Source organism: Pseudomonas sp. 02C 26 (genome assembly GCF_002843585.1).
GTDB lineage: Bacteria > Pseudomonadota > Gammaproteobacteria > Pseudomonadales > Pseudomonadaceae > Aquipseudomonas > Aquipseudomonas shirazensis.
On the sequence record NZ_CP025262.1, the window covers coordinates 2485625 to 2512031 of the forward strand.

At 61.0% G+C, this 26407-nt stretch carries 28 protein-coding genes and 1 pseudogene; 11 read left to right on the top strand and 18 right to left on the bottom strand.

Annotation, left to right across the window (positions count from 1 at the left end; genetic code table 11):
* Positions 1–121: 121 nt before the first annotated feature.
* Together CXQ80_RS11260 and CXQ80_RS11265 are read right to left on the bottom strand one after the other, a co-directional pair.
* Complete coding sequence (locus CXQ80_RS11260; protein WP_101319402.1) at positions 122–1090, bottom strand: LysR family transcriptional regulator; 969 nt, start codon at positions 1088–1090, stop codon at positions 122–124.
* 34 nt (positions 1091–1124) lie between these two features.
* Positions 1125–2075, bottom strand: coding sequence for a LysR family transcriptional regulator (locus tag CXQ80_RS11265; RefSeq protein ID WP_101319404.1), 951 nt, complete (start codon positions 2073–2075; stop codon positions 1125–1127).
* Between the two features lie 100 nt (positions 2076–2175).
* Between CXQ80_RS11265 and CXQ80_RS11270 the strand changes: the two genes are divergently transcribed.
* Entirely contained in the window at positions 2176–3489 is a 1314-nt protein-coding gene (locus tag CXQ80_RS11270) for an L-fuconate dehydratase (RefSeq protein ID WP_101319406.1), read from the top strand.
* Between the two features lie 66 nt (positions 3490–3555).
* Positions 3556–4857: an MFS transporter gene (locus tag CXQ80_RS11275; protein WP_101319408.1), complete on the top strand. Its 1302-nt coding sequence runs from the start codon at positions 3556–3558 to the stop codon at positions 4855–4857.
* Between the two features lie 415 nt (positions 4858–5272).
* Here the strand turns inward: CXQ80_RS11275 and CXQ80_RS11280 are convergent, their stop codons facing one another.
* From CXQ80_RS11280 to CXQ80_RS11295, 4 genes are all read right to left on the bottom strand, one after another.
* Entirely contained in the window at positions 5273–5551 is a 279-nt protein-coding gene (locus CXQ80_RS11280; RefSeq protein ID WP_101319410.1) for a DUF6555 family protein, read from the bottom strand.
* A 115-nt stretch (positions 5552–5666) separates the two neighbouring features.
* Positions 5667–6206 (bottom strand): hypothetical protein, encoded by a 540-nt coding sequence (locus tag CXQ80_RS11285; RefSeq protein ID WP_101319412.1) that lies wholly within the window; start codon positions 6204–6206, stop codon positions 5667–5669.
* Between the two features lie 11 nt (positions 6207–6217).
* Complete coding sequence (locus tag CXQ80_RS11290; RefSeq protein WP_101319414.1) at positions 6218–7438, bottom strand: zinc-dependent alcohol dehydrogenase; 1221 nt, start codon at positions 7436–7438, stop codon at positions 6218–6220.
* Positions 7439–7552: 114 nt separating this feature from the next.
* Complete coding sequence (locus CXQ80_RS11295; RefSeq protein WP_101319416.1) at positions 7553–8104, bottom strand: ATP-dependent Clp protease proteolytic subunit; 552 nt, start codon at positions 8102–8104, stop codon at positions 7553–7555.
* A gap of 186 nt (positions 8105–8290) precedes the next feature.
* On the opposite strand from CXQ80_RS11295, the gene CXQ80_RS11300 reads away from it, so the two are divergent.
* The 5 genes from CXQ80_RS11300 to CXQ80_RS11320 are packed head-to-tail and all read left to right on the top strand — an operon-like array spanning position 8291 to position 12627.
* Positions 8291–9208, top strand: coding sequence for a DUF72 domain-containing protein (locus CXQ80_RS11300; RefSeq protein ID WP_101319418.1), 918 nt, complete (start codon positions 8291–8293; stop codon positions 9206–9208).
* Complete coding sequence (locus CXQ80_RS11305) at positions 9205–9990, top strand: endonuclease/exonuclease/phosphatase family protein (protein WP_101319420.1); 786 nt, start codon at positions 9205–9207, stop codon at positions 9988–9990. Before CXQ80_RS11300 ends, CXQ80_RS11305 begins: the two co-directional genes overlap by 4 nt.
* Positions 9987–11189, top strand: coding sequence for a cardiolipin synthase ClsB (gene clsB, locus CXQ80_RS11310; RefSeq protein ID WP_101319423.1), 1203 nt, complete (start codon positions 9987–9989; stop codon positions 11187–11189). The genes CXQ80_RS11305 and clsB overlap by 4 nt, the downstream gene beginning before the upstream one ends.
* On the top strand, positions 11189–12148 hold the full coding sequence (locus tag CXQ80_RS11315; RefSeq protein ID WP_101319425.1) for a lysylphosphatidylglycerol synthase domain-containing protein: 960 nt from the start codon (positions 11189–11191) through the stop codon (positions 12146–12148). Before clsB ends, CXQ80_RS11315 begins: the two co-directional genes overlap by 1 nt.
* 50 nt (positions 12149–12198) lie before the next feature.
* Entirely contained in the window at positions 12199–12627 is a 429-nt protein-coding gene (locus CXQ80_RS11320; RefSeq protein ID WP_101319427.1) for a hypothetical protein, read from the top strand.
* 91 nt (positions 12628–12718) lie between these two features.
* On the opposite strand, the gene CXQ80_RS11325 is transcribed toward CXQ80_RS11320, so the two are convergent.
* The gene (locus CXQ80_RS11325; protein WP_101319429.1) at positions 12719–12949 is read right to left on the bottom strand and encodes a metallothionein; all 231 of its coding nucleotides are present in this window, start codon (positions 12947–12949) and stop codon (positions 12719–12721) included.
* Positions 12946–13428 carry a phosphotransferase system, HPr-related protein gene (locus tag CXQ80_RS11330; protein ID WP_101319431.1) on the bottom strand — a complete coding sequence of 161 codons (483 nt, stop codon included), beginning with the start codon at positions 13426–13428 and terminating at the stop codon, positions 12946–12948. The genes CXQ80_RS11325 and CXQ80_RS11330 overlap by 4 nt, the downstream gene beginning before the upstream one ends.
* A gap of 187 nt (positions 13429–13615) precedes the next feature.
* Here CXQ80_RS11330 and ligD point away from each other — a divergent pair, with 187 nt between their 5' ends.
* Together ligD and CXQ80_RS11340 are read left to right on the top strand one after the other, a co-directional pair.
* Complete coding sequence (gene ligD, locus CXQ80_RS11335; RefSeq protein WP_101319433.1) at positions 13616–16129, top strand: DNA ligase D; 2514 nt, start codon at positions 13616–13618, stop codon at positions 16127–16129.
* On the top strand, positions 16129–16377 hold the full coding sequence (locus CXQ80_RS11340) for a hypothetical protein (protein ID WP_101319435.1): 249 nt from the start codon (positions 16129–16131) through the stop codon (positions 16375–16377). The genes ligD and CXQ80_RS11340 overlap by 1 nt, the downstream gene beginning before the upstream one ends.
* 22 nt (positions 16378–16399) lie before the next feature.
* On the opposite strand, the gene CXQ80_RS11345 is transcribed toward CXQ80_RS11340, so the two are convergent.
* Both CXQ80_RS11345 and CXQ80_RS25140 read right to left on the bottom strand, forming a co-directional pair.
* Entirely contained in the window at positions 16400–17272 is an 873-nt protein-coding gene (locus CXQ80_RS11345; protein ID WP_101319437.1) for a Ku protein, read from the bottom strand.
* 18 nt (positions 17273–17290) lie between these two features.
* On the bottom strand, positions 17291–17419 hold the full coding sequence (locus CXQ80_RS25140; protein ID WP_305886561.1) for a PSPA7_2676 family Cys-rich small protein: 129 nt from the start codon (positions 17417–17419) through the stop codon (positions 17291–17293).
* 159 nt (positions 17420–17578) lie between these two features.
* Here CXQ80_RS25140 and CXQ80_RS11350 point away from each other — a divergent pair, with 159 nt between their 5' ends.
* Positions 17579–18082: a CinA family protein gene (locus CXQ80_RS11350; RefSeq protein WP_101319439.1), complete on the top strand. Its 504-nt coding sequence runs from the start codon at positions 17579–17581 to the stop codon at positions 18080–18082.
* 11 nt (positions 18083–18093) lie between these two features.
* Here CXQ80_RS11350 and CXQ80_RS11355 read toward each other — a convergent pair whose 3' ends face one another.
* From CXQ80_RS11355 to CXQ80_RS11390, 8 genes and pseudogenes are all read right to left on the bottom strand, one after another.
* On the bottom strand, positions 18094–19245 hold the full coding sequence (locus tag CXQ80_RS11355) for a carboxylate-amine ligase (RefSeq protein WP_101319441.1): 1152 nt from the start codon (positions 19243–19245) through the stop codon (positions 18094–18096).
* A gap of 4 nt (positions 19246–19249) precedes the next feature.
* Complete coding sequence (locus tag CXQ80_RS11360) at positions 19250–20203, bottom strand: class I SAM-dependent methyltransferase (protein WP_101323022.1); 954 nt, start codon at positions 20201–20203, stop codon at positions 19250–19252.
* Complete coding sequence (locus CXQ80_RS11365) at positions 20203–21543, bottom strand: iron-containing redox enzyme family protein (RefSeq protein ID WP_101319443.1); 1341 nt, start codon at positions 21541–21543, stop codon at positions 20203–20205. Before CXQ80_RS11365 ends, CXQ80_RS11360 begins: the two co-directional genes overlap by 1 nt.
* Before the next feature lie 18 nt (positions 21544–21561).
* Positions 21562–21765 (bottom strand): hypothetical protein, encoded by a 204-nt coding sequence (locus CXQ80_RS11370; RefSeq protein WP_101319445.1) that lies wholly within the window; start codon positions 21763–21765, stop codon positions 21562–21564.
* Positions 21766–21820: 55 nt separating this feature from the next.
* A pseudogene (locus CXQ80_RS11375) lies at positions 21821–21940 on the bottom strand (KGG domain-containing protein); the annotation flags it as partial.
* A 176-nt stretch (positions 21941–22116) separates the two neighbouring features.
* The gene (locus tag CXQ80_RS11380; protein WP_101319449.1) at positions 22117–23412 is read right to left on the bottom strand and encodes an NTP/NDP exchange transporter; all 1296 of its coding nucleotides are present in this window, start codon (positions 23410–23412) and stop codon (positions 22117–22119) included.
* A 4-nt stretch (positions 23413–23416) separates the two neighbouring features.
* The gene (locus CXQ80_RS11385; protein ID WP_101319451.1) at positions 23417–24325 is read right to left on the bottom strand and encodes an aldo/keto reductase; all 909 of its coding nucleotides are present in this window, start codon (positions 24323–24325) and stop codon (positions 23417–23419) included.
* 100 nt (positions 24326–24425) lie between these two features.
* Complete coding sequence (locus CXQ80_RS11390; protein WP_101319453.1) at positions 24426–25304, bottom strand: Dyp-type peroxidase; 879 nt, start codon at positions 25302–25304, stop codon at positions 24426–24428.
* Positions 25305–25497: 193 nt separating this feature from the next.
* Between CXQ80_RS11390 and CXQ80_RS11395 the strand changes: the two genes are divergently transcribed.
* Complete coding sequence (locus tag CXQ80_RS11395) at positions 25498–26403, top strand: bile acid:sodium symporter family protein (RefSeq protein ID WP_101319455.1); 906 nt, start codon at positions 25498–25500, stop codon at positions 26401–26403.
* The last annotated feature ends 4 nt before the right edge of the window (positions 26404–26407 follow it).

The window sequence follows — 26407 nt, forward strand, 5'->3', positions numbered from 1 at the left end:
GTCGCCCGTTTGCTGCCGGGCGAATCTGCCACCACTGTATGAAGCCTTACCGATAATTCCCAATGAGATGAACCGATCAGCCGATAACCGGGGGTTATCAATACGTCAAATCGACCTTCGTTTAGAAATCGCTACTGCTGCCCTCCTCCATGCGCCGCTGCTGGGCAAACTCCAGCAGGATATCGATGAATTCCCGCGCAGAGCCGGTTGGCGGCTGATCCTTACGGGTGATCACGCCGTACTCCAGCGGCGATAGATGCAGCGGGCTCTGCAGTTCCTTGAACAGGCCGCTGCTCAGCTGCGCGGCAACCATCGAGCGCGGCAGCATGGCGATCATCGGTGCCGACTGCAGCAATTGCAGGAACATCGGCATTGAAATGGTCTCAACGCTATCGGCGGGTGTGGCAATGCCGGCCACCTTGAAGGCCTGCTCAAGCCGCCCGCGCAGCGGCGTACCCAGCGGGTACAGCACCCACGGCCAGTCCGCGAGCGCCTCGAGCGGCGTGCTGGCCAGCTGATTGAGCGGGTGACTGCTGTTGACCACCAAGGCAAACGGTTCAGGTTCCAACGGCTGAAAGTCGAACACCTGGCTGAAGCGCTCCTCGGTGAAACGGCCGATCATGATGTCGAGCTTGTTCTGCTCGAGCATCGTCAGCAGGTGGTCACTGGAATGCTCCACCACCTCGATCGACAGCAACGGGCTACGTGCTTTGATCGCAGCAATGGCCTGCGGCAGCACCCGCGGCGTCGAGGCAAAAATCCCGCCCACCCGGATAAACCCATGGCCGCCCTTGCGCAGGCGGTTGAGCTGGTCGACAAACTGCTGCGACTCGGCCAATGCGCCCTGGGCGTACTTGACCACGTATTCGCCAAGCTCGGTCGGCGGCATGCTGCGCGGCAGGCGCTCGAACAGAGCAAAGCCAAACTGCTCCTCGAGATCGCGCAGCATCTTGCTCAACGCCGGCTGGCTCAGGTTCATCAGGTTGGCGGTAGCGTGCATGTTGCGGGTACGGGCCAGGCTGTCGATCAGCACCAGGTGCTTGAAGCGCAGCCAGTTGCAAAAGCTGGAGTGGATGATGTCGGACGGCATCAGAAAACGGCCTCAGGCAGGTAGACAAACATGGCTATTGTGGGGCTCGCAGGTACTGCAGCAACGTTTCCAGCGCCACCGAGCGCGGCCGTGAACGCAGCGTCAGCAGGCCCAGATTGGCCAGGCTGATCGGCAGCTCCACCGGCAGGATCGCGACCATCCCGTACTGGGCGTAATGCGCGGCGACATCGTTGGGCACCACGGCGATCATGTCGGACGCCTCCAGCATGGCGGTGGTCGCCAGAATCGACGCAGTCTCGACGATGTCCAGCGATTGCACCATCCCCCCGGCCTGCAGCGCACTTTCGACCCGCCGCCGCATCGGGCTGCCGATCGGGTGCAGGATCCACGTCAACACGACCAGATCAGCCAGCTGCAATGTGCTCGCTGCCGCCATCGGGTGGCCAGCGCGGGCGATCACGCGCATCTGTTCACCGCCTTCGAACAACTCGATATTGAGGTCCTGGCTGTCGCTCTGATCCGGCAAGCGCCCCACCACCAGGTCGAAGTCACCACGCAGCAACGCCGGCAGCAAGGTATCGCTGGTACCCACTTCAAGCGAGATGCGCACCTTGGGGTGGTCGCGCTTGTAGGCCAGCACAGCCTTGGTCAGCAAGCCCGGCACCGGCCCCATTACGCTGCCGACCCGCACCAGCCCGGCGGCGCCACGCGCAAGCTCGGCGATCTGCGCCTGGGCGTGCTCGAACTCGTGCAGCGCACTTTGCGCGTAGCGAATCATCACCTCGCCGTACAGGGTTGGCTGCATGCCACGCGGCAGGCGCTCGAACAGGCGCACTTCAAGGCGCTCCTCGAGCTGTTGCAGCAGCAGGCTCGCAGCAGGCTGGGTGGTGTGCATGGCCGCAGCAGCGCGGCGCAGGTTACCGAACTCGCCCAAGGCGTTGAGCAGGGTTATCTGACGGCTGGAGATCTTCAGCGGGCCAAGACTGCGCGGCGCCTGCGAGGTGTCTGCTGGGGTCTGAGGCATATCAATTCTGATATCCATAGTTAGGAATTGGCGATTATGCCTGTATCGCTCGGCAACCTACAGTCAGGTCTCCAGAGGTAACCCAGAACAAGAGACCGCCATGAGCATACGTATTACCCACCTGAGCGTTCGCGACATTCGCTTCCCGACTTCGCTGTCACTGGACGGCTCCGATGCCATGAATAGCGCGCCTGACTACTCGGCCGCCTACGTCGTGCTGCACACCGATGCCGGCGAGCTCGAAGGCCACGGCTTGACCTTCACCATTGGCCGCGGCAACGAGATCTGCGCCGCTGCCGTGCAGTCGTTGGCGCCGCTGATCGTCGGCCAGACCCTGGAAGAGATCACCGCAGACATGGGTGGTTTCTGGCACCGCTTCACCGTGGGTGACAGCCAACTGCGCTGGCTCGGCCCGGAAAAAGGCGTCATCCACCTGGCCACTGCCGCCATCGTCAACGCCGTGTGGGACTTGTGGGCCAAACATGAAGGCAAGCCAGTGTGGAAGCTGCTGGCCGACATGAGCCCCGAGCAACTGGTCGCGTGCCTGGACTTCAGCTACGTCACCGACGTGCTCACCCCGGAAGAAGCCATGGCCCTGCTCCGCCGCCAGGTGCCGGGCAAGGCCCAACGCGAGGCGCAGATGCTTCGCGAAGGTTACCCCGGCTACACCACCGCGCCCGGCTGGCTCGGCTACAGCGAAGAGAAGATGCGCCGCCTGGCACGTGAAGCGGTCGAGGACGGCTGGACCCATATCAAGCAGAAGATCGGCGCCGACCTGGAAGAAGACATTCGCCGCGCCAGCATCCTGCGTGACGAGATCGGCTGGGAGCGGACCTTGATGATGGACGCCAACCAGGTCTGGGGCGTCGAGGAGTCTGTCAGCAACATGCGCCGGCTGGCAGCCTTTGCCCCGCTGTGGATCGAAGAACCAACCAGCCCCGATGACATTCTTGGCCATGCCACGATCCGCCAGCGCATCGCGCCGATTGGTGTCGCCACCGGCGAGCATTGCCACAACCGGGTGATGTTCAAGCAGATGTTCCAGGCCGGCGCGCTGGACTTCTGTCAGCTCGATGCAGCACGCCTGGGCGGCCTCAACGAGGTGCTGATCGTGCTGCTGATGGCTGCCAAGTACGACGTGCCGGTGTGCCCGCACGGCGGCGGCGTCGGCCTGTGCGAGTATGTGCAGAACATCGCGCTGTTCGACTACATCGCCGTTTCCGCCTCGCTGCACAACCGGGTGCTGGAGTACGTCGACCATCTGCATGAACACTTCATCGACCCCGTGGTGATCCGCCGCGGCCGCTACATGCCGCCGCAGCGCCCGGGCTACAGCATTGAAATGCACGCCGAGACCCTGGAACGTTACCAATATCCCGACGGCGCAGTCTGGCTGGACATCCAGCGTGGTTGATTGACCTACCGCAGCGCGACGCACCACCGCGCCGCGCTGTTACTTATAGCTTTCGGGGAAAAAACAATGACAATCCTCACACAACCGACAGCGGCTGCCGCGCCTGCTGTTGCGGCTGATCAGCGCCTGAACAGCCTGCTTTTGCGCAAACTGATGCCACTGCTGGTCATCGTCTATGTAATGAGTTTTCTCGACCGTACCAACATCGCCTTGGCCAAGGCCAGCATGGGCGTTGACCTCGGCTTGTCGGCTGCTGCATATGGGCTGGGCGCGGGTCTGTTCTTCCTGACCTACGCCTTGGCCGAGGTGCCGAGCAACCTGATCATGCAACGGGTTGGCGCGCGCTTCTGGATTACACGCATCATGATCACCTGGGGCCTGTTGTCTGCCGGCATGGCCTTCGTCGAGGGTGAGACTTCGTTCTACGTCATGCGCCTGCTGCTGGGCGTCGCCGAGGCGGGACTGTTCCCCGGCGTCATGCTCTACCTGACCTACTGGTTCGACCGTGAGCAACGCGCCCGCGCCACGGGCTATTTCCTGCTCGGCGTGTGCCTGGCCAACATCCTCAGCGGGCCGCTGGGCGGTGCCTTGCTGGAAATGGACGGCGTGCTCGGCTGGCATGGTTGGCAGTGGTTGTTCGTGCTTGAAGGCTTGCCCGCCGTAGCGCTGGCGTATGTTGTCTGGAAAAAGCTGCCCGATGGGCCGAGTTCGGCGCCGTGGTTATCGGCCGCTGATGCGCAGGACATCGAGCGCCGGCTGGCGGCTGAACGTGCCGCTGCACCGCAGCAGAGCAAGCTGTCGCAGATGTTTCGCGACAAGCAGATCTGGCTGGCGATCGCCGTGTACTTTGTGCATCAGATCACTATCTACACCGTGATCTTCTTCCTGCCCGGGATAATCGGCACTTACGGCGCACTGTCGCCCTTGCAGATTGGCCTGCTCACGTCAGTGCCGTGGATCGCTGCTGCAATTGGCGCGGCAACCCTGCCACGCCTTGCCACTTCACCAAACCGTTGCCGCACGCTGCTGTTCTTCGGCCTGCTGACCATGGCCGCCGGGCTGCTGCTGGCTTCGGTAGCCAACTCGTTCATTGGCCTGATCGGGTTCTCGCTGACGGCATTGATGCTGTTCGTGGTGCAGTCGGTCATCTTCGTCTTCCCCTCCAGTCGCTTGAGCGGCAATGCGCTGGCTGCCGGGCTGGCATTTGTCACGACCTGCGGTTTGCTCGGGGGCTTTGTCGGCCCATCGGTGATGGGCTTGATCGAGCAAGCAACCGGCAGCACCCGCAATGGCTTGTGGATCATTGCTTCGATGCTGGTTCTGGCTGCGCTGCTCAGCATGCGCCTGCGCCAGGGTCAGGAGCAGTAACCGCCATTGGTCGGGGAACCGCCCTTTGCAAACGACTGCTACCCGCCCACAGCGCTCATAACTACTGAGGGTGGTGCAACGGCGTCACCCCTCACTCCTGTGCTTGGCCTGCCTGCTGGCAGGCCTTTTTTATTCAGCCGAGGGAATGATCATGCGCGAGCAAATGATAATGGGTGGCGGCAGTGTTGAAGACGATTGGCCAGAATTGGTCCCGGACCGCCCCGATGGGCAAGCAGACGACCCAGATGCTGACCCTAACCTGACTGACCCGGACGAGCGCCCTGGCGTCCCCGCCAGTGATCCTGAATCAGGCGCCTGACCTGGCCGCAGACTTCCAGCAGACAAAACAAAGCCGCTCCCAATCAGGAGCGGCTTTGCTCAGACAGCCCGACAGTAACTGCTGGCTACCGCTTGTTCAGGCAGTAGGCAGCATCGACTGGTTGGCACCGGCACTGGAGGCAGGTTTGCCACCCGATGGCCTCCAGCTCACTTCACTGATCCCGTATCGTTCGGCCATGGGCCTGCTGACCTTGCGAATCTTTTCACGACCAAACTTGGGAATAATGCCAATACCGGCGTCACAACTAGCCCAGTGCCAAGCCTCGGCGTTATCCATCCGATCCAGCCGGATGATGAAGCTGCGCGTTTTACCGTGCAGCTTGTAATCGACGATATAAAGCTCTGGGGTAGGCATCGCAGGGGGCCTCCTCTTCTCCATGGATGACAACTAGTGGAACCGGTGGGATCACGAAGATTCAAAATTTTGTCGAACAAAGCACATAAACGGTTTGCGGCGACCCCGCATGCGTTCAGGCACCGGCAGGGTCGAGCTGCAGCAGCAGGCCGAATCCACCCAGCAAGACCCAGAAAATCAGGAACAACCACGGCGTACGGATCGAAAACATCAGCGATTTGCGGTAACCACGATGGGTTGACTCAGACTCGCTGAACAACGGCCAATCATCGTATGCAAAGCCCATGCTTGGCTCGTTGTGCAACAGGTGACTTTGCTTGAAATGCCAGTGGTCGATGATGCCGTACGAGGCGCGAATTCCAGGCCAGGCGTTGAGTGAGCTGATGATGCCCAGCAATGCCAAAAACGCAGGCACAACCAGAGTAAAAAGCCTGCCCCAGCTGGGATTGCCGTTGGCCATGCAGGACGCATAGGCAATTACCAGAAAAGACTGGGCCGACAGATAAGCATCTGTGCGGTTGGCAAGAATCGTGGTCTCGAACTGGATTTCTCGGCGGTAGAACTCCAACCGCTCGCGGGGGGTTTCGAATGTTACCCCCTGCGGCGGCGGAACAAGATCCTCGCTGGTGACCGATGTGATGATGCGTTCCGTCATTACTACTCCTCTCAGCTGCTCGCAGCGGGTCCAAGCCGCCCATTGGTTACCGGGTCTGTGGCAACACCTGGGGTCAATACGACCTTGCGGCAGCGTTCTTGCTGTTCGTCGAACATCTCATAGCCGCGCACTGCATCTTCCAGGCTGAGGCGATGGGTGATGATTGCTTCGGGATTGAGCCGTCCTGCTTCGATATGTTCGAGCAGTTCAGGCAGGAAACGTTGTACGTGGGTTTGGCCCATCTTGAAGGTCAGGCCTTTGTCGAATGCATCACCGAACAAGAAGCCATGGATGAAGCCGGCATATACGCCGGGCACACTGACTACGCCACCACGGCGCACTGCTGCCATGCACTGGCGCAGCGCCTTGCCGTTGCTGCCTTCAAGCTTCAGCGCAGTCAGTACCGATTCAGCAGTACTGCCCTTGGCCTCAAAACCCACTGCATCAATGGCCGCGTCAACGCCGCGCATGCCTGCGGTCTGGCGAATAATGGTGTCAGCAGGGTCGTCGTCATGATCGAAATCGATCGGAATCACGCCGTAGGCGCGCTTGGCGTAGTCAAGTCGATAGGCATGCTTGTCGACCATGAAAATCTGCTCGACCCCAAGCATGCGTGCGCACGCAGCACTCAGCAGTCCTACCGGACCTGCCCCATAAATAGCCAGGGAAGAACCCTGGCCAACTCCCGCATTGGTCACTGCCTGCCAGGCGGTGGGCAGAATGTCTGACAGGAACAGAACTTTGTCATCGCTCAGCGTGCCTGGCACCTTGAAGGGACCGACATTGGCCTTCGGCACCCGTACATACTCGGCCTGGCCGCCGGGAATGCCGCCATACAGGTGGCTATAGCCAAACAACGCCGCACCGGAGGGGATCAACTTCTTGTTGAGGATCGCCCCGCGTCCGGTATTGGTCGTCTCACAAGCGGCAAACAGGTCATTTTGGCAAAAGAAGCAGCTGCCACAGGCAATCACGAACGGGATGACAACACGATCTCCACGCTGAACCGCGGTGACTTCGCTGCCAACGTCTTCAACAATCCCCATGAACTCATGGCCGAGAATATCGCCCTCTTCGAGCGCAGGTATCCTGCCGTGATACAAGTGCAGATCGGAGCCACAGATGGCAGTGGCGGTTACTCGCAGCAGAATATCGTCCTTCTCTTGAATGCCAGGGTCAGCCACAGTATCAACCCGGACATCTCCAGCGCCGTGAAAGGTCAATGCGCGCATATTTGTCGCCTCCAAGTGCAGCTGCTTAGTAGTTACGAGCCGGCCCAAATGGGATCGGCTCCATCAACATTCGCTGCGACTGACCAGCGGCGCCAAATACCGCCCTGCGAGATTTCAGGCGTGAACGCTCCATTGAACCGAGTCGATACTGATCGGCAGCTCATCGATAGTGTGGATCAGGCCGCCCGCTATTGCCTCCTCAGCACTCAAGATGCGTGGTTTGGCCAGCAAATAGTGCTCGATATCCAATGGTTGCTCAGCGCCAGCCGTGCGCTCCGCAACTATTTGCGCGTAGAACTGCAAGTCGTAATCGAGGCTCATGGCGTACTCGGACATACGGGCGTGGTCGACTGAGCCGTGCAGCGTCCAGTGGAATGGGTGAAACAGAAACTTGCTCATGCGACAGGCCGTGCGCTGTTCACCCGCCAGAAACAGAATATTGCCCATCGATTCGACCGTGCCGAGGTTGTGCGTATGCACCAGTACCGGCAACGAGCGCAGAAAGTTGTACAGCGTGAAACCGTAACTGCAGTCACCGCCCATGGTGGCGATGTTCAACTGAAGGGTTTGCGCGCCTTGGTTGAGGGCTCGCGAACAGGTATTGATCAGGTTACCGCAGGTCGAAGATGTGATCGGGCCGGTGAAGTGAATGATGTGACGGGCCATGCGTGCCTCCGGAGGTGGCGGGCATTGGATGCCGGTGCATATATCAAGGTGGAATCGTCAAGCGCGGCAAAGTTCAAAATTGCTGGTGGCGCTGCGTACCAAGGCGCCCACTGGTCAACCCACGCTGAACCCTGACGCTCACGCAGAGGTCGCAGTAGAAGACCGATTCTGCACAAGGACTCCACCGTGAGCGACATTCGCATCGGCATATCCGGATGGCGTTATGGCCCCTGGCGCAAGGACTTCTACCCGGAAGGCCTGCGCCAGAAGGATGAACTCGCGTTTGCGTCACGAGCAGTCAACAGCATTGAAATCAACGGCTCTTTCTACGCGCTGCAAACTCCAGCACGGTATGCGCAATGGCGCGATGAAACACCAGACGACTTCATCTTCTCGGTCAAGGCCCCGCGCTATATCACCCATACCCGCCGGCTCAAGGATATCGAAGAGCCGCTGGCGAATTTCTTCGCCTCCGGCCCACTGATGCTGGGTGCCAAGCTCGGTCCGATGCTGTGGCAGTTCCCGGCCACGATGAAGTTCGAGGAAGAACGCTTCAAGGCTTTCTTCGAGCTGCTCCCGCGCGATCGCCGGGCCGCCTGCCGCTGTGCCGAGCAGTGCGCCGAACGCCTGCGCGGCAATGGCGCGACCGCCATCAGCGGTAATGTCCCCTTGCGTTACGCCATCGAGATCCGTCACGAGAGCTTCCTCTGCGCCGCCTTCATCAAACTGCTGCGCAAACACAACATTGCCCTGGTTGTCGCCGACAGCGCCGGCAAATGGCCCTATGTCGAAGACGTGACCGCAGATTTTGTCTATATGCGCCTGCATGGCGATGTCGAGCTGTACAGCAGCGGCTATACCGCAAGCGCCCTGCGCCGTTGGCGCCAGCGCATCGAAGCCTGGAGCCAAGGTGGCCAGGCGCAAGACGCTCGTCTGGTGGTGCCCGGCGCACCGCGCAAGCGCGCCCAGCGCGACGTCTACTGCTACTTCGACAACGACCAGAAAGTCCATGCCCCTTATGACGCACGGCGTCTGTTATCCAAGCTCAAGCTCGATGGCGAACTGGTCACCGAGCCTGGCGTCGAACCGCAGGTGGATCTATGAACCAACCGCTACACGAAGCGCGCTGCAGCGTCGGCAGCGTTACTGCCGTGCATGGCCTTAACGTGCTGACGATCAACGTGCACAAAGGTTTTACCTTCTTCAATCGGCGCTTCATCTTGCCCGAGCTGCGCGAAGCGGTACGCAGCACCGGCGCCGATCTGGTGTTTCTGCAAGAAGTACATGGCTCTCATCTGCAACATGCCGAGCGCCATCCGACCTGGCCAACCACGCCGCAATACGAGTTTCTTGCTGACAGCATGTGGTCGCAGTTCGCCTACGGGCGCAATGCGGTGTACCCCCATGGCGACCACGGCAACGCGTTGCTGTCCAAATTCCCCATCGTCGAGCACCGTAATCTGGACGTCTCGATCGACGGTAATGAAGAGCGCGGCCTGCTCCACTGCCGCCTGCAGGTGCCTGGCCATGATCAGGTGCATGCGGTGTGTGTTCATCTGGGCCTGCGTGAGGCTCACCGGCAACGCCAGGTGCAGCTGTTGCTGGAATTGCTCGACAGCTTGCCGGCCAAGGCGCCGGTGATCGTCGCCGGCGACTTCAACGACTGGCGCCTCAAGGCCGACAGCGTGCTCAGCGAGCACCTGGTCGAGGCCTTTGGCGACCGCTTTGGCATGCCTGCGCGCAGCTTCCCGGCACGCCTGCCGCTGCTGCGGCTGGACCGCATCTACCTACGCAATGCCCTGCCGCGCTCGGCGCAGGTGCTATCCAAATACCCATGGTCGCATCTGTCCGACCATGCCCCCCTGGCCGCGGAGATCAGCCTATGACGTTATCCTGGACTGAAGGCAACACTGTGCAGTTGCTGATCAATGGCGAGGAGTTTTACCCCCGTGTCTTCGAGGCAATGGGCGAAGCGCAGGAGGAAATCCTGCTCGAGACGTTCATCATCTTCGATGACAAGGTTGGCCAGCAGCTGCAGCGGGTACTGATCGAGGCTGCCCAGCGCGGCGTGCGTGTCGAACTGGTGGCTGACGGCTACGGCACCGGCGAGCTGCCCGATGCGTTCATCGCAGCGATGACCGAAGCGGGTGTGCGCTTCCACGCCTTCGATCCGCAGCCGAAAGTGGCTGGCATGCGCACCAACCTGTTCCATCGCCTACACCGCAAGATCGTGGTTATCGACGCTGAGCGGGCGTTCATTGGCGGGATCAATTACAGCGCCGATCACCTGGGCGACTTCGGGCCGATGGCCAAGCAGGATTACGCGGTTGAAGTCACCGGTCCCGTGGTCGCCCAGGTGCACGCCTCGAGTACCAGGCTGATGAAGCCGGTGCTGGCCGAACCCAAGCGGGTCAAGCCGGTGACCGAGCCGGCGGGGTCGGTGCGCGCGGTGCTGGTCGAGCGTGACAACCGCAAGCACCGCAACGATATCGAAGAGCAGTATCTGCAGGCCATACGCGGTGCGCGCAAGCGCATCCTCATCGCCAATGCGTATTTCTTCCCCGGCTACAGGCTGTTGCGCGAGCTACGCAATGCGTCTCGCCGTGGCATCGAGGTAACGCTCATTCTGCAAGGGCAACCAGACATGCGTTGGGTGCGCGCGCTGTCGCGGTTGCTCTACAACTACCTGCTGCGCGACAACGTGCGGATTCACGAATACTGCCAGCGCCCATTGCACGGCAAGGTTGCCCTGGTCGATGACGAATGGTCGACAGTCGGCTCGAGCAACCTCGACCCGCTGAGCCTTGCGTTCAATCTGGAAGCCAACCTGCTGATCAAGGATCGTGCGTTTAACCAGCAACTGTACGAGCACCTCAGCCAACTGGCCGGCAATCACTGCAAGGCCGTCACCCTTGAGCGGATGATTCGTGGCTACTGGTGGCGAGCGCCATTGATTTTTGCCGGCTTCCACCTGACCCGATACTTTCCGCGGATTGCCGGGGTGCTGCCAGCCCATCGGCAACGCCTGAAATCGCTGCAACCTGAAGTCAGTACCCAAGGTGAACTGCGTGAGGGCAATACCTGATGGAACGGAAAACCTGGCTCACTTGGGGCAAGCGCCTGTTCACCCTGCTGTTCATGCTGATGATCCCGGTATTGCTGTACTACCTGGCGCGCAACCTCGACTGGAATGAAGTCCGTCAGTCGCTGCTGGCCTACAAGCCTGGCACGTTGATCGTCGGTTTGGGCCTGGCCCTGTGCAGTTATCTGGTGTTCGCCAGCTACGATCTGCTCGGGCGCGCCTACACCGGCCACAAGCTGCCTGCTCGGCAGGTGCTGCCGGTGGCCTTCGTCTGCTATGCGTTCAACCTCAACTTCACCACCTGGGTCGGCGGCGTCGCCCTGCGCTATCGCCTGTACGGGCGTCTGGGGCTGGATAACGCCACCATCACGCGCATCCTCACCTTGGGTTTGCTGACCAACTGGATGGGCTACATGCTGCTGGCCGGCAGCGTGTTTGCCATGCGCCTGGTCAAGCTGCCTGAGAGCTGGTCGGTGGGTGCCACCGGGCTGCAGCTCATCGGTGTGCTGATGATCGCCGTATCGGTCGGCTACGTGCTGGCCTGCGGTTACGCCAAACGCCGCACCTGGCATATCCGCAAGCACGAGATCACCCTGCCCTCGCTGCGCCTGGCGCTGTGTCAGGTTGCCTTGGGCGCCAGCAACTGGGCGCTGATGGCGGTGCTGATCTACTGGCTGCTGCCGGGTGATCTGTTCTACCCGTCCATTCTCGGTGTATTGCTGATCAGCTGTGTGGCGGGCGTGGTGGCGCACATCCCGGCCGGGCTCGGAGTGCTGGAAACGGTGTTCCTGGCCCTGCTGCAAGGCCAGCTCAGCCAGGGCAGCCTGGTCGCCGGACTACTCGGCTATCGCACCCTGTACTACCTGATACCGCTGGTGCTGGCGGTGATCGCTTATCTGATTCTGGAGAAACGCGCCAAGGCCCTGCGCCAGCAGGACAAAGCGCAATTGCACAAAACCTGAGCGTCAACAAAAGCGGCCGACCGTAAAGGCCAAGGCCCGGGAGACAAACCATGTGTATCCGTGCCTTGCTTTTACTCGGTGCATGCCTGGCCAGCAGTCACGTGCTGGCTGAGGCCTGCGACGTCGTGACCCGCTCTTCCAGCGAGGCAGTCAAGCCTGTCGAAGGCCACACCTGCTACAGCTACAGCAACATGCCCGCCGAGGCCATCGACTGGTCGTGCAGCAACGAGAGCAAGGAGATGCTCAGCACCGACAAGCGCAAAGTCGCCAAATGCGCCGAAGGCAGTGTCGGTAGCTGTATTGCCCAGTTGACCCAGGAAACCCTGGCCAATCCCAAGTCGATGGGCCGCGATGAACCCGCCGCGCGGCCAGCGATCGGCAAGGAGGCCCGGGTGATCACTTACTACTACTACACGCCAAGCCTGGGCCAGGCGCGCACGGACTGCGAACGCAGCAACGGTATCTGGCAGACCCACTAGAGGCTGCCGGACACAGGTCGGCCCCGGCACGGCCCAAAGCTGCTCAACCTGCAGCAGCCTCGAGCCACACCGGGGCCGATTTCAGGACGGCTCAGGGCGAGATGGGATCGCTGGCCGGGAAAGTCTCATCAAGGGCGTTGTCGACATTGCTCTCATTCGGTTGCGCAGTCTCGCCGCATTTGCAGTCGCCCATGCGACAAGGCTCGCCATTGCGGTGACCGCTGGCGCAGGCTTCGCAGCAGTAGCCCTTGCCGTCTTGCAGGAGGGTATTGGCGTTGATCGTGCAAGCGCAGTCAAGGCATGCACAGCGTAGTCCGGTCATGATTCGCGGCTCCGGTTGGATGCTTCATCGTCTACAGGTGAGACCTCATCGGTCCATGGCTCGCCATCCAGCGGCGCTGAGCGCGCCAGCTCGGCTTCATCGAGGCCAAAGCCGCCGCCGATTTCCTCGGCGTCTACTTCACGCAAGACTTGGTCGGCCGGGTCTCCACCATCACCTGGCTCGTGCGGGTCGCGAGCGCCGGTCTGATCGAACAAGGTGTCTGGGCTCAGGTCGTCCAAGGTCACGTTGTCTTCGTGCAGGCTCTCGGTCAGAGCCTCGCCACCGGTCATGCCGCTTTCGGCCACACGCTCTGGCGGGAAGTCATGTTCGACTTCAGCCAGTGAGCGCTCGTCGCCGGCCCTGCCCTGGCGCTCATCGTCGCGGTCGCTGAAGTCCAGCTCGTGCACACTGCCCATCCGATCCTGAATATCGTCGATCTCGGCAGGCGTGCGGGTTTTCGGGTCGTTAGGCTGAGCCATGTGCGCTCTCCATCAGGTGGGTTCATAAAGTCGACCACCCCGGTTCGCAGATGACTCAAATTTGTTTATCAGGTGCAGACCAAATCCTCGCAGCCGTTGATATCCCCCCGCCCGTCACAGATGGAACTCCCTGCGCCGCCCTCGCCTCCCAGCTTCAGAGAGCCTGGGATTTGAACAGGAGCCGGAGATGAGCGAACCCCTTCAGGAATATCAACGCAAACGTGATTTCAACGCCACCCCCGAACCCGCCGGCAAGCCACGCCGAAGCAAAAAGCCACAGGCATTGCAGTACTGCATCCAGAAACACGATGCCAGCCACCTGCACTACGATTTCCGCCTGGAACTGGACGGCACCCTGAAGAGCTGGGCAATTCCCAAAGGCCCTTCATTGGACCCCAAAGTGCGCCGGCTCGCTGTGCATGTCGAAGACCATCCGCTGGACTACGCCGAATTCGAAGGCAATATCCCCGACGGCCACTATGGCGCCGGCGACGTGATTGTCTGGGACCTTGGTGTGTGGGAGCCCGAAGGTGACGCACACGCTGCCTACGCCAAGGGCAAGCTGCGCTTCCGCCTGCAGGGCGAAAAACTCTCAGGCGTGTGGAATCTGTTTCGTACTCGTCTGGTAGGCAAGAAAGAACAATGGATGCTGGTCAAATCGCATGACGGCGATGCCCGTAGTGAAGACGAATACAGCATCGTCGAGGCTCTGCCTGACAGCGTGATCAGTGACCGCACACTGGTGCCGCGCAAAGCAGCAAAGTCTCCCGCCAAAACGGCCAGGAAAGCACCGCCTGCTGCCAAGCGCAGCGTCAGCAAAGCCAAAGCCGAGCTACCTGAAAAACTGCAGCCTCAGCTGGCCACTCTTGTCGATGCCGCGCCTGCCGGCGATTGGCGCTATGAGGTCAAGTTCGACGGCTATCGCATCCTCGCCCGGATCGACGGCGATGATGTCCGCCTGTTTACTCGCAATGGCCACGACTGGAGCGCGAAAATGCCCCACCAGGTCGAGGCGCTGCGCACGCTCAAGCTGAAGCAAGCCTGGCTCGATGGTGAAATGGTGGTGGCCAACGAACAGGGCGCTGCAGACTTTCAGGCATTGCAGAATGCCTTCGATACGCAGAACGACGAGCAGATTACCTATTACCTGTTCGACCTGCTGTTCCTGGGTGGCGAAGACCTGCGTCAGGTGCCGTTGCAAGATCGCCGTGAGGCGTTGCGCCAGCTGCTTGAGCACAATGAGCGGGACTGTCTCAAGTACTCAGCCGACTTCGACGAGCCGGTCGAATCGCTGCTGCAGAGTGCCTGCAAGCTGGAACTTGAAGGGCTGATCGGCAAGCGAGCCGACAGCGTCTACTCAGGCCGACGCAGCAATGACTGGATCAAGCTCAAGTGCCAGCTGCGCCAGGAGTTCGTGATCGTCGGCTATACCGATCCCAAAGGCAGCCGCAGCGGGTTTGGCGCCTTGCTGCTGGCCCTGCACGACAAGCCCAGCGGTGAGCTGCGCTATGCCGGCAAGGTGGGCACCGGCTTTACTGCAACGACGTTGGCCAGCATCCATGCACGCCTGAAACCTCTCGAAGTCGCCAAGCCGGCGCTCGCCAAACCTCCAACAGGCGCAGATGCGCGTGGCGTGCATTGGCTCAAACCGAAACTGCTGGCCGAAATCGCCTACGCACAGATCACCCGCGACGGCAGTGTGCGCCATGCGGTTTTCCACGGTCTGCGTGACGACAAACCGGCCAAGGCCATCGACCTGGAGCGTGCAATGCCAAAAGCCGCCGTTGCTGAGAAATCCCCTAACAAATCCAGCGATGAAGAAAACCTCGCTGAACTGCGCCTGACTCACCCCGACCGGGTGATCGACACCAGCAGCGGCGCCACCAAGCGGCAAGTCGCCGAGTACTACGCCGCCGTCGCCGACTGGCTCATGCCGCAACTCAAGGACCGCCCAGTGGCACTGGTACGCGCACCGGATGGGCTGGAAGGCGAACTGTTCTTCCAGAAAAACGCCGGCCAGTTGCACCTGCCCGGCGTGCTTGGCTATGACAAGGCCGAGGCTGGCCAGGCGGCCATGGTCATCAACAGGCCTGAGACCTTGCTTGGCGCGGTACAGATGAACACGCTCGAGCTGCACACCTGGAACGCCACCGACAAGGATTTCGACAAGCCAGACCGCTTCGTGCTCGACCTCGATCCTGATCCTGCGCTGCCTTGGAAAGCCATGTTGGAAGCCACCCAGCTGACCTTGACCCTGCTTGATGAGCTGGGTCTCAAAGTATTTCTCAAGACCAGCGGCGGCAAGGGCATCCACGTGGTGGTGCCGCTGACCCGCCGCGCCGGATGGGACGAGGTCAAAGACTTCAGCCATGCCCTGGTCAACTACCTGGCCAAGCTGTTCCCCGAGCGCCTGAGCGCCGTGTCCGGGCCAAAGAACCGCGTCGGGCGGATCTTTATCGACTACCTGCGCAATGGCAAAGGCGCCACCACTGCCTGCGCCTACAGCCTGCGCGCACGCGAAGGCCTGCCGGTGTCGGTACCGATCTGGCGTGAGGAGCTGACCGAGCTCAAAGGTGCCAACCAATGGACGATCAATAACCTGCACGAGCGTTTGGCTGAGGTTGAAGATCCATGGGCCGATATGGCCAAGACGCGCCAGTCAATTACCGCTGGCATGCGCAAAAAGATGGGGCTCGAGTGATGGTGGACTGGATCGACCTTCTGCAGTGGCCGGCCATGCTGCTTACCGTAATTGCCGCCTGGTGCATCGGTTCACGCCGACCCCATCGGCGGCGGATGGGTTTCTGCTGCTTTATCAGCAGTAATCTGTTGTGGGTGATCTGGGGCTGGTCGATCGAGGCCTGGGCGTTGATTGCACTGCAGTTCTGCCTGGGCGCGATGAACCTGCGCGGCTGGAAGAAAAACCTGCAGGCCGAAATGAGTCACTGACCGTACCCCTCGCCCATGCCCCTCAGGAGGCTTTGCGTGTGCGCTTGGCGGGTTTCTTTTCCGTAGTCTTGGCAGGCTCGGGCGCTTTCTTCTTGGCTGCACCGGGCTTGCCCCCGAGGCTGCGTTTGAGCAACTCGGTAAGGTCGATGATATCTGCGCTTTTCTCGCCCTTGCCGCCCTCGGCCTTCTCTACCACGGCGATCTTGCCCTTGCTCGCCTTCTCTTCGACCAGATCCATGATCGTCTGCCGGAACACATCATGATATTCGTCCGGCGTCCACGGCCCGCTCATGTCTTCGACCAGGCGCTTGGCCATGTCCAGTTCACGCTTGTCGACCTTGATATCGGTTACGCTCTTGTCCAGCTCCAGCGTATCGAGGCCGCGCACTTCCTCTGGCCAGCGCAGAGTGATCATCACCAGTGCATCATCCAGCGGGCGCAACAGCGCCAGGTGCTGGCGGGTATGCAAGACCACCGTGGCCAACGCCACCTTGCCGGTGCTTTCCAGGGTTTCACGCAGCAGCGCATAAACCTTGCCACCGCGCTTGTCCGGGCTCAGGTAGTACGGCGTATCAAAGTGCTGCAGGGGAATATCGCCGGCCTCGACAAACGAGAAGATATCGATGGTCTGGGTGGCCTCAGGGCGCGCCTTGCGGATCTCGTCTTCACTGATCACTACATATTGGCCTTTCTGGTACTCCACGCCTTTGACGATGTTGTCCTTGTCGATTTCCTTGCCGGTGACCTTGTTGATGCGCTTGTAGCCCACCGGCTCCATGCTGCGTTTGTCGAGCCAGTCGAAATCGACCCGCTCGGTACGCACGGCGGTATTGAGTGAAACGGGGATGTGCACGAGGCCAAAACTGATCGCGCCTTTCCAGATTGCCCGGGCCATGGTCAGCTCCTGAAATTGCTAGGGTTGCCCAGGCTGAAATGAGCGCAGCGCACCGCAGCGCCCGCAACATTGACATTCCAGCCCGGCTTGTCGGTGATTGATCAGGGGCCGCCATTGGCAACCCCGCAGCAGGCAGTAAAACTTCATCAGCCACCTCCACGGCCTGAACCACTTCAGGCCCTTAATATGAATGACTGCATGGCGAGATGAAGGTTTGATCGAGATGCCGCACGGCCTGGCCCAAGCGCGCTGAACCAATCATCAGGACCAAGCGTCAATCGCAAAAGACACTCAAGGTGCCCCGTCATGCCGCAAGCTCAAGTCCAGGCTGTACTCGATTATCTGAAGCAGCAACACCTGCTGCTGACCACTGCCGAGTCGTGCACCGCAGGGCGCATGGTTGCACTACTGGCCGAAAGCCCAGGCACCGGCGAGGTGCTCGAGAGCGGCTATGTGGTGTATTCGCCTGAAGCGAAAAAACGCCTGCTGGGGGTGAGCGATATCACCATCGAGCGCTATGGATTGACCAGTGAGGCGGTAGCTTGGGAAATGGCGATGGGCGCCCTGCGCGACAGCACCGCTACCGTTGCAATCGCCACCACCGGAGTTGCCGGGCCAGAGAGTGCCGACGGTATAGCGCCGGGAACATTGTGTTTTGCCTGGGCCTTCGCCGGCGAGCCGCTGGCGGTTTTCACCCGAACCCAGCGCTTTTTCGGAATTCGCACCGAGGTACTGCAACAGGGTGCGCTGTATGGATTGACACGCTTGAGCCATTACCACCAACGCTGGTTGCGCGGCGAACGAGCTTGATCCAGATCCGCTCAGGGCTGAGTAAGGTTGAGGTTGCTGACCGGCCAGACGCCTTGACCTTCTGCAACGACCATTTCAACCACCTCGCGCAGCCCCTGGCGTTTATCTCGCCCGGCCAATCTCGCATGTTCGAGGCATTCCAGCTGCCGATCAGCACTGGTGCCTTCAGTCAAAATGCGCTGCGCCTGCATGAATGCGCGTTCGGCATCGACCGAGTCAGGCGGGTGCTGCCCGCGTAGCTGCGCCAGCCAAACCAAGGCGGATACCGCCTGATGCTGTTCAAGCCCGATGAACTGGCCATGGCGACCATAACGCATGGCCCGCCAGTAGTTCTCTTGGGCAATCCAGTGAGTTTCGCGACTGGCCGGCGCCGGAGCGTAATGAGGCATGACGCAACACTCCACCAGATGGCGAAACAAACCCGCAATGCACAGCGCATCTTCCAGCCGCGGGCAACCATCACTGATACGCAGTTCAACGGTGGCAAAGCGCTGGGATGGCCGCAGCGCCCACCAGAATGCGCCATCGATAGCCAGCGAGCCGGTGCGCTGCAGCAACCCGCGATAGCGTTGATACGCAGTCCAGTCTGCCAGCGGCTCTGGCAGGCCCATATGTGGCCACTCGCCGCAAATCGCCCTGCGGTAGCTCATGTAGCCGGTGTTCTCCCCGCTCCATAGCGGTGAAGAACTGCTCAGCAGCAGGAACAGCGGCAACCAGTACACCACTTGGTTGATCAGCTGAATGCGATCGCAGCCAGGTGCCACCCCGACATGCACATGCAGTCCCGAGAGCACGCTACGCCGCGCCACGTGCTGGTAATCATCGAATAATTGCCAGTATCGCGGGGTGGTCCTCGGACGCTGGCGTTGCCACTGCGCGCTGGGGTGAGTGCCGGCACAATAGAGGGCAGCGCCCTCCTCGGCTAACGCCTCGTTCAGGCGCTGGCGGCTATCATCGAAAAACTGCTGGGCCTGGCGCACGTGATCGAATATCGGCGAGGCGACTTCGATCTGGCAGCGGAACATTTCTTCGGCAAAATACTGCCCCATGACTTCGCGGCAGAGATTACCCACCACTGGCGAAGGTGCAGCCAGCACTTTGCCGGTGACTGCTTCTACCAGCAGGTATTCTTCTTCGATGCCGAAGGTACAATGCTTGAACATACGTTCATCCGATTCGGGTAACACTTAACGCAACTGCTGCAATCCGCTCGACCTGCTCATAACCTGGCTCACTCAACTGTTCGCCGAACACATCCGGATCAAGCTCGCGGTAGACCCAACTCCAGCGTGGCCCGGCCAAAAGCGCGCGTGCCGCTTCAAGCAATGGGTCACGGCCCTCGATCATGGCCACTCCGGTATACAGCAGCAGCGCGCCACCGGGGCTGAGGCGCTCACAGCCTTGTTCGATGATCCGTAATGACAGCTGCGCACCGAGTGAGCCGCCGCCGTGGCGATACTGGCGCTGCTGGGTGTCGAGCATGTAAGGGGGATTGGCGACGATCAGGTCGAACGTGCCAGTGACACCGTCGAGAATATTGCTGCGCTGGACTGAAACATTGGTCAAACCTGCCAGGGCGGCATTAACCGTGGTGTAACGCAGCGCCAGCGGGTTGATGTCCACCGCACTGACCTGAGCATACTGGGCCGCCCTGGCAATCAGTAGCGCGCCAACTCCGCTGCCGCAGCCAATATCTATTGCATGCTGCACGGGCGTTGTGCAGCGCTGCAGATGCTCGTGAATGACCTGGGCAAATCGGTAACTGTCCGGGCCAAAGAATACTGCATCGCTGGCCTCGGTCGGATAGGCAGAATGCACCAGGAGCAGATCTTCCAGAGTCGACCAGCGCACCTTGCTGCGCAGCGACTCGCCGTGCTCGTCCAATACCTGGGCTTCGGCCAGCTGCTGCAGTTGGTCCGCCGACAAAAGCCCCGCAGCAAATGGCCTGCTCCAGCCAAAAATGTCGCGCAGTGTGCAAGCGCGCTGGGCCTCAGGTCGCGCATTGTTACGCGCATGAGTCGCTGGGCTGACGCAGGTAAACCGATAGCCGTCAGCACGCAGGTTCTTGCCTAATTGCAACAAGGCCTCGTCAGCCTGAGTCTGTTCTTCGCTGGCTGCAATCAATGAGCGTTCTCCTGGGTAAGACCGGTAGCGCGAATGTACGCGCGGGTAGCTTCCAACCCCGCCGGCAAGGCATGCCGGTTACCTGCCATACGGGCGATGAGCGTTTCCAACGGTGCGGTCGAAGGCTTCTGCATACTGCTTGGTGCGTCGAGCTGCAGCCCAGTCTCCCAGCTTCCGGGGGCAACGCGGCGGATTCTCGGGCCTTGCCAATCAGCGCTGATCCAGTCGTACCACAGCTGCTTTTCATAGGCACTGAACACGCCGAACATAGGTGCAGTGGGGCCGTCCATGACGCGCCAGAAGCGGCTCTCGGCCGGGTCCTGTCCGCGCACAACCCATTTTTGCGCTTGCAGCGCATCGAGGAAGCCGGCCATGCCGTCTGGTTCAGCCAGCCATTGATTGATGGTGCGGCCCTGCAGGCGACAATGGTCGGAATGCATGAACTGGCCGAACAGGCGCTTGCGTTCCAGCGAGCTGATCAGTTCCTGTTCAAGATCGAAACTGGCGATAAGCGCGGTGGCAGATTCACCGAGCTCGTTCAGCCGATAACCCTGACGAACCCGTTGGTAGTAGGCTCCGGCGTCGCTTTCCGGCAGCAATTGCAGCAGTGCCTGAATCGATTTGTGCGCGTGGCCGGTTGCAGCATTGTCGATGGTGACGTGCAGCTGGAAGTAGTGGCCGTCGATGCCCAGTTCTGCCAGTTCATAGGTGGTGATCAACAGATGCAGCGGTGGTTGCTCATAGCCCAAGTTGTAGCCAATAGCCTCGGCCTCGAAGGCATCGCCGTGCGCGCCCAGGGCCAGTTGAACGGTACCTTGCAGATAACGCTCATCGACAAGTGGCAGCAACTCCAGGCAGCCAAGGCGGCTGAGCAGGCGCTGATAGATCAGGACGTGGTTGCAACGCGGATCACCATCACCCAACTCTTCTAAAAAGGTACGGATAAGGCCGTGATAGCGTGGGTCCTGCCAGTGCTGCAAAAAGCCATGCAGCCAGGCACCATCGACCGCTTTGGTCGGAGCCACTTGCTGGATGTACCACAGTGCCTGGGCGCGGTTGGCAAAATAACGGCGTGACCCGCCTTCGCGGCGCTGGGTCAGGTATGTCGCGAACTCCGCAGCCACCTGAGCACTGTGGCGCACCGCCCAGTCGCTGAGCTGAGCCGGCGAAGCTGGCAGATCATCCTCCAGTTGCTCGGCGCGTTTGAGCTGCCGGGCAAGCCATTGCGCGCTGTCGACGCTGTGGCCGTGCAGGAGTGCCTGGTAGCGCTGTTCGAAGCTGTCTTCTGTGGTCAAGGCCGGAACCATGGGGGCGGCCTTGCGGGTCATCACCGTCATGACTCATTCCTCGTGCACTTATTGGTTTTTGTTGTCCTGCGGCATGGGCTCTGGCCCCGGCGCGGGTTGTGGAGCGGGTGTCTGGTGCTGCTGCATCTGCAGTGAGGGCTTGCTTTCATCGGCATCTTTGGCTGGGTGGCTGTCGTCGCGGTCGAAACAGCCGGTCAGGACTGCCAGGCTGCCGAGCAGGCAAACGGTAGGTGCTATAGACCGTGGGCGCATGATCTGTCTCCTTCAGCAACGCCGCGCCGGCGGGACCGGCGCTGCGTCATTTCACTTACGAACGTCCGCCCTTGCGGCCGGAATCACTGGACTCACCACCACCTGACTTCTGTCCGCCCTTACGGCCGGCTTCAGAAGCCTTTTCGCGATCATTAGCGAAGTTGCCCGGGTTTTTCGTTCCACCCTGGCTGCCGGTCTTGTTGGTGTCTTTCTTGTCCATGGTGCGTAACCTCTCGTAGCTACTGGGATGCACGGTGATGAGCCGCACATAGCTGGGAGTGCAGCGATAACAGCGGATTCGCTTTATTTCCGAAAGGTTCGGACCAATGGCATTAAAAGCCCGATGAGGCGTTATTTAGCGCGCAACGCTTGAGCAGGTTGCTCGAGCTGGCGTTGCCGACGCCCCAGCCAGCCGCCGACCCCGGCCCAGCTCAAGGCAAGAGCTGCGCCGATCAGCATCGCCAGCTGCGGATGCTCGCCGAGGAGGTCCAGGCCGCGCTTGAGCCAACCACTCAAGGCGTCGCCACCGCGATAGACCACCGTGTCAATAAAGCTCTTGGCCTTGTACTTGGCTTCGGCCGGCAGCACCGTAAAAAGCATCTCGCGACCGGGCCGCACCATTGCGTACTCGCCAGCACGGCGTACCACCATCACCCCCACAAACACGGCAAAGGTCGGCGCGAGGGCCAGCCAGACAAAGCCCAGGGCCATCAGCAGCGGTACGCCAACCAGCAGCACGCCGACACCCAACCGCCGCGCGAGCCTGCCAGTGATAAACAGCTGGGTGAGAATCGCCAGCGCCTGCACCACGCTGTCGATCAGACCGAACACCTGCGTCTGCTGAGTCCGATCAGTGAAGGTTTCACTAACAATGCGGGCCTGTTCGAAGTACAAAAAGGTGCTGACACTGGCAAGCAGCACCACGAACAGGGCAATGCCCAGCAGATAAGGCGAACGCAAGACTGCCGTCGCCCCGGCAAACGGATTGCCACCCAGCGGCTTGTGTGACGGCAGTTCAGCAGTCAGCTCCAGAGGATGCTGCGAACGCCAGTGCTGCAGGTAAGCGCTCGCGGCAATGCTGCCAAGCAGCAGCAGGCTGGCCAATAACAGCAATCCGCTGTGGCCCAAGGGTGCGACCAGCAAGGTTCCCAGCACTGGCCCAGCCAAACCCCCTGCGCTGGCTCCGGCAGCAAGCAAACCGAACAGGCGCTTGCCCTGCTCTGTGGAAAACAGGTCCGCCAGCACGCTCCAGGCCAGGGAAATCGCCAGCAGATTGAACACAGACAACCAGATGTAGAACGCACGGGCCGTCCACAGCGCCTGTTGGTCAACGGCAAACAGCCCCGCAAACAACACCAGGTTGCTGACAAAGAAGCCGTAGGTCCACGGCAGAATGCGCTTGCGTTTGACTCGCGATGCCAGCCAGCCGAACAGCGGCAGGCAGACCAGCGTGGCGATGAAGGTGCCGGTGAACAGCCACTGCAGATTGTCGATGCCGCCGGCGATGCCCATGGTTTCGCGCACCGGGCGCAGCATGAAATAGCCGGTAAACAGCAGAAAGAACATCACCAGGCCGGCGGCCACTGCCGGCCCTTCGCCAGGTTGCAGGTTCAGGCTGTTGCCCAGCCGCTCACGCCAACGGCTCATGAGCCTAGCCAAACAGTTCTATCAGCGCGCGCTGTTGCGCCTCGCTCAGCAACTGACCATGACCGGCTTTGAGCTGGTCGATCTGGCGATCGGGGCGGCCGGTGGCGGGGATCACCGCCGTCACGGCCGGGTGGCTGATGGCGAACTTCAGAAACAGCTGCGCCCAACTGCTTGCGCCTACCTGGGCCGCCCAGTCTGGCAAGGCCATGTCCTTGACCCGGGCAAACAGGCGGCCATCGTCAAAGGCACGATTGATCAGCACCGCAACGCCCTTGTCCTGGCACAACGGCAACAATGCGCGAGCGGCCTCGGGCGCATTTACCGAGTAATTGATCTGGACAAAATCCAGCGGCTCCTTGCGCACGATCTGCGCGACCTGTTCATGGCTGCTGGACAGGTAATGGGTGATGCCGACATAGCGGGTCTTGCCCTGCGCCTTCAGTTCACGGGCATAAGGCAGCTGTCGCTGCCAGTCGCGCAGGTTATGGATCTGCAGCAGGTCGACCCGATCGGTGCGCAGGCTGCGCAAGGTGCCCGCCCACTGCGCCTCGGCAGCGGCCTTGCTGTCAGCGGCAATTTTGGTGGCAAGGAAGCACTGGCGATGCCAGCCGCCCTCCTCCAGTAACTGGCCAAGAATGGCATCGGCACCGCCGTAATTAGGCGACGTATCGATGATGCGCCCGCCGCCAGCAAAGAACGCCTGCAGAACCTGCTGGAGCCGCTGATACTCGGCACTCCCTGTTTCCACTTCGAAGCTGCCAGAGGTGCCGGCGCCAATCACCGGCAGCGCCTCGCCAGTGCCGGGCACCTTGCGGGTCAGCAAGCTGTCGGCGGGAGCAGCCAGCAACCAGGGGCTGCTGGCCAGCAAGCCCAATGCTGCACCAGTGCGTAGGACATCACGACGCGCATACATGGAAAAGCCCCTGTCATAAGCCGGAAACTTTCAAGGCTAGCCGTGATGGCGCGAGCTGTCGGTGCATTCTGTATCTGGATGTTTGGCCGCATGGCCAGGGTCAGCCGAGCAGCAGACGCAGGTCCAGCCCCTGTTCAGTAATCGGCGGGCACCAGTAATAACCACCAGTCAACGGCCGGCTGAAGCGATAGAGGGCATCCACCACGCCGTCTTCCAGGCCGCTCATGCGCCGCAGCTGGACATCGAAAGCGTCGAACGAACGGCCAAGTGCGACAAACGCCAGGCCTGCACCGCGGTCGTCAGCCCACGACACCGAACGACGCACCATGAACGCTTCCGGCGCGTAGCTTTCCTGGGCGGTACGTTTGACGTGAGCCGATTCCGGCGCATCGTCGAGCTCTTCGTTGTCTTCTAGACGGCGGCCAATGATGTCGTCCTGTTCGGTCTGAGGCAGCGACTTGAAGTAGCTCAGGTCATGCTTCCACAACTGGAACGCTGCGTAGCTCGAACCCGCCAGGCCGGGCTCAGCGTCGGCGACGATGGCAGCTTCGACCGCAGCGTCGTCACTTGGATTTTCAGTGCCGTCTTCGTAACCGGTAAGGTCTCGACCGCCCTGGTGCAGGAAGCCGTCGATGCTGTCGACCAGTTGCAGCGCCGGCGCCAGCTGCGCGATCAGTGCCTGGCTACGCAGATACAGGTCACCACGTTCTTCGCCACGCAGCCACAGCCACAGCGCGTGCTGGGTGCTTGGGTTGTGTACCACCGCATCGAGCTCAGGGAACGCCTGCAAACCCGGAATTGCCCGGCCCAGCGCAGTCGCCATTGGCAGGCCGACGCCAGCAATCAGGCTGCGCCCGTCGACTTCGGCGAGCAGCGCATCCAGTACGCCAGGCAGGGCTTGTGCGCTGTGCAGGGTAAAAAACAGGTGACGGGCATGAACCGGCACCGGGGTGGCAAGCAGACCTTGCTGGAACGGCATGACGGGCGAATCCTCGGCAAAAGCGCGAATCCTACTGCGCTGATGGCTCGACCGCAACGCGGCCAGATCGCACAGCGCAGGCTGATTGCCATGGATCCGTTAACAAAACTTTACCAAGGCATGGCGTATTGCGATTACCTCTCATCAAAAGCCCACCTACACTGCTCGCAATCCATTGTTCGAGACTGCCGCCATGACCGCCTCACCCTTGCTCACCGCCATGCTGCCGATCGCCTTGGGGATCATCATGCTCGGCCTTGGCCTGTCGCTGACCCTCGCTGACTTTGCTCGGGTAGCTAAGTACCCGAAACCGGTGGTCATCGGCCTGGCGTGCCAGATCCTGCTGCTGCCTTTAGTGTGCTTCATGATTGCCAATGGCTTTGGCCTGGAGTCGGCACTGGCGGTGGGCTTGATGCTGCTGGCAGCCTCGCCGGGCGGTACTACCGCCAACCTGTTCAGCCACCTGGCACACGGTGATGTCGCGCTGAATATCACCCTCACCGCGGTCAACTCACTCATCGCAATCCTGACCATGCCGCTGCTGGTCAACTTGTCGCTGAGCTGGTTCATGGCCTCCGATCAGGTCATTCCGCTGCAATTTGCCAAGGTCATGCAGGTGTTTGCCATCGTCCTGCTGCCGGTGGCGCTGGGGATGATGATCCGGCGCTGGGCGCCAACCTTTGCCGGGCGCATGGAGAAGCCGATGAAATTGGTGGCGGCGTTGTTCCTGGCCTTCACCATCGTTCTCGCGCTGACCAAGGATTGGCAGACGGTGCTCGAGTACGCGCCGGTAGTGGGTGCGGCGGCGTTGCTGTTCAACCTGCTGAGCCTGGGTGTCGGCTACTACCTGCCGCGCTTGCTGAACATCCCCAAGCGCCAGGCGATAGCGATCGGCATGGAAATCGGCATCCACAACGGCACCCTGGCGATTGCCTTGGCGCTGAGCCCGTCACTGCTGAACAACCCCACCATGGCGGTGCCGGCGGCAATCTACAGCCTGATCATGTTCTTTACCGCCGCGGGCTTTGGCTGGTGGGTCAGCCGTGGTCACCAGGCTGAAGGGATTAGCGAAGGACGGCGCGAAACGGTCGGTGATTGAAACG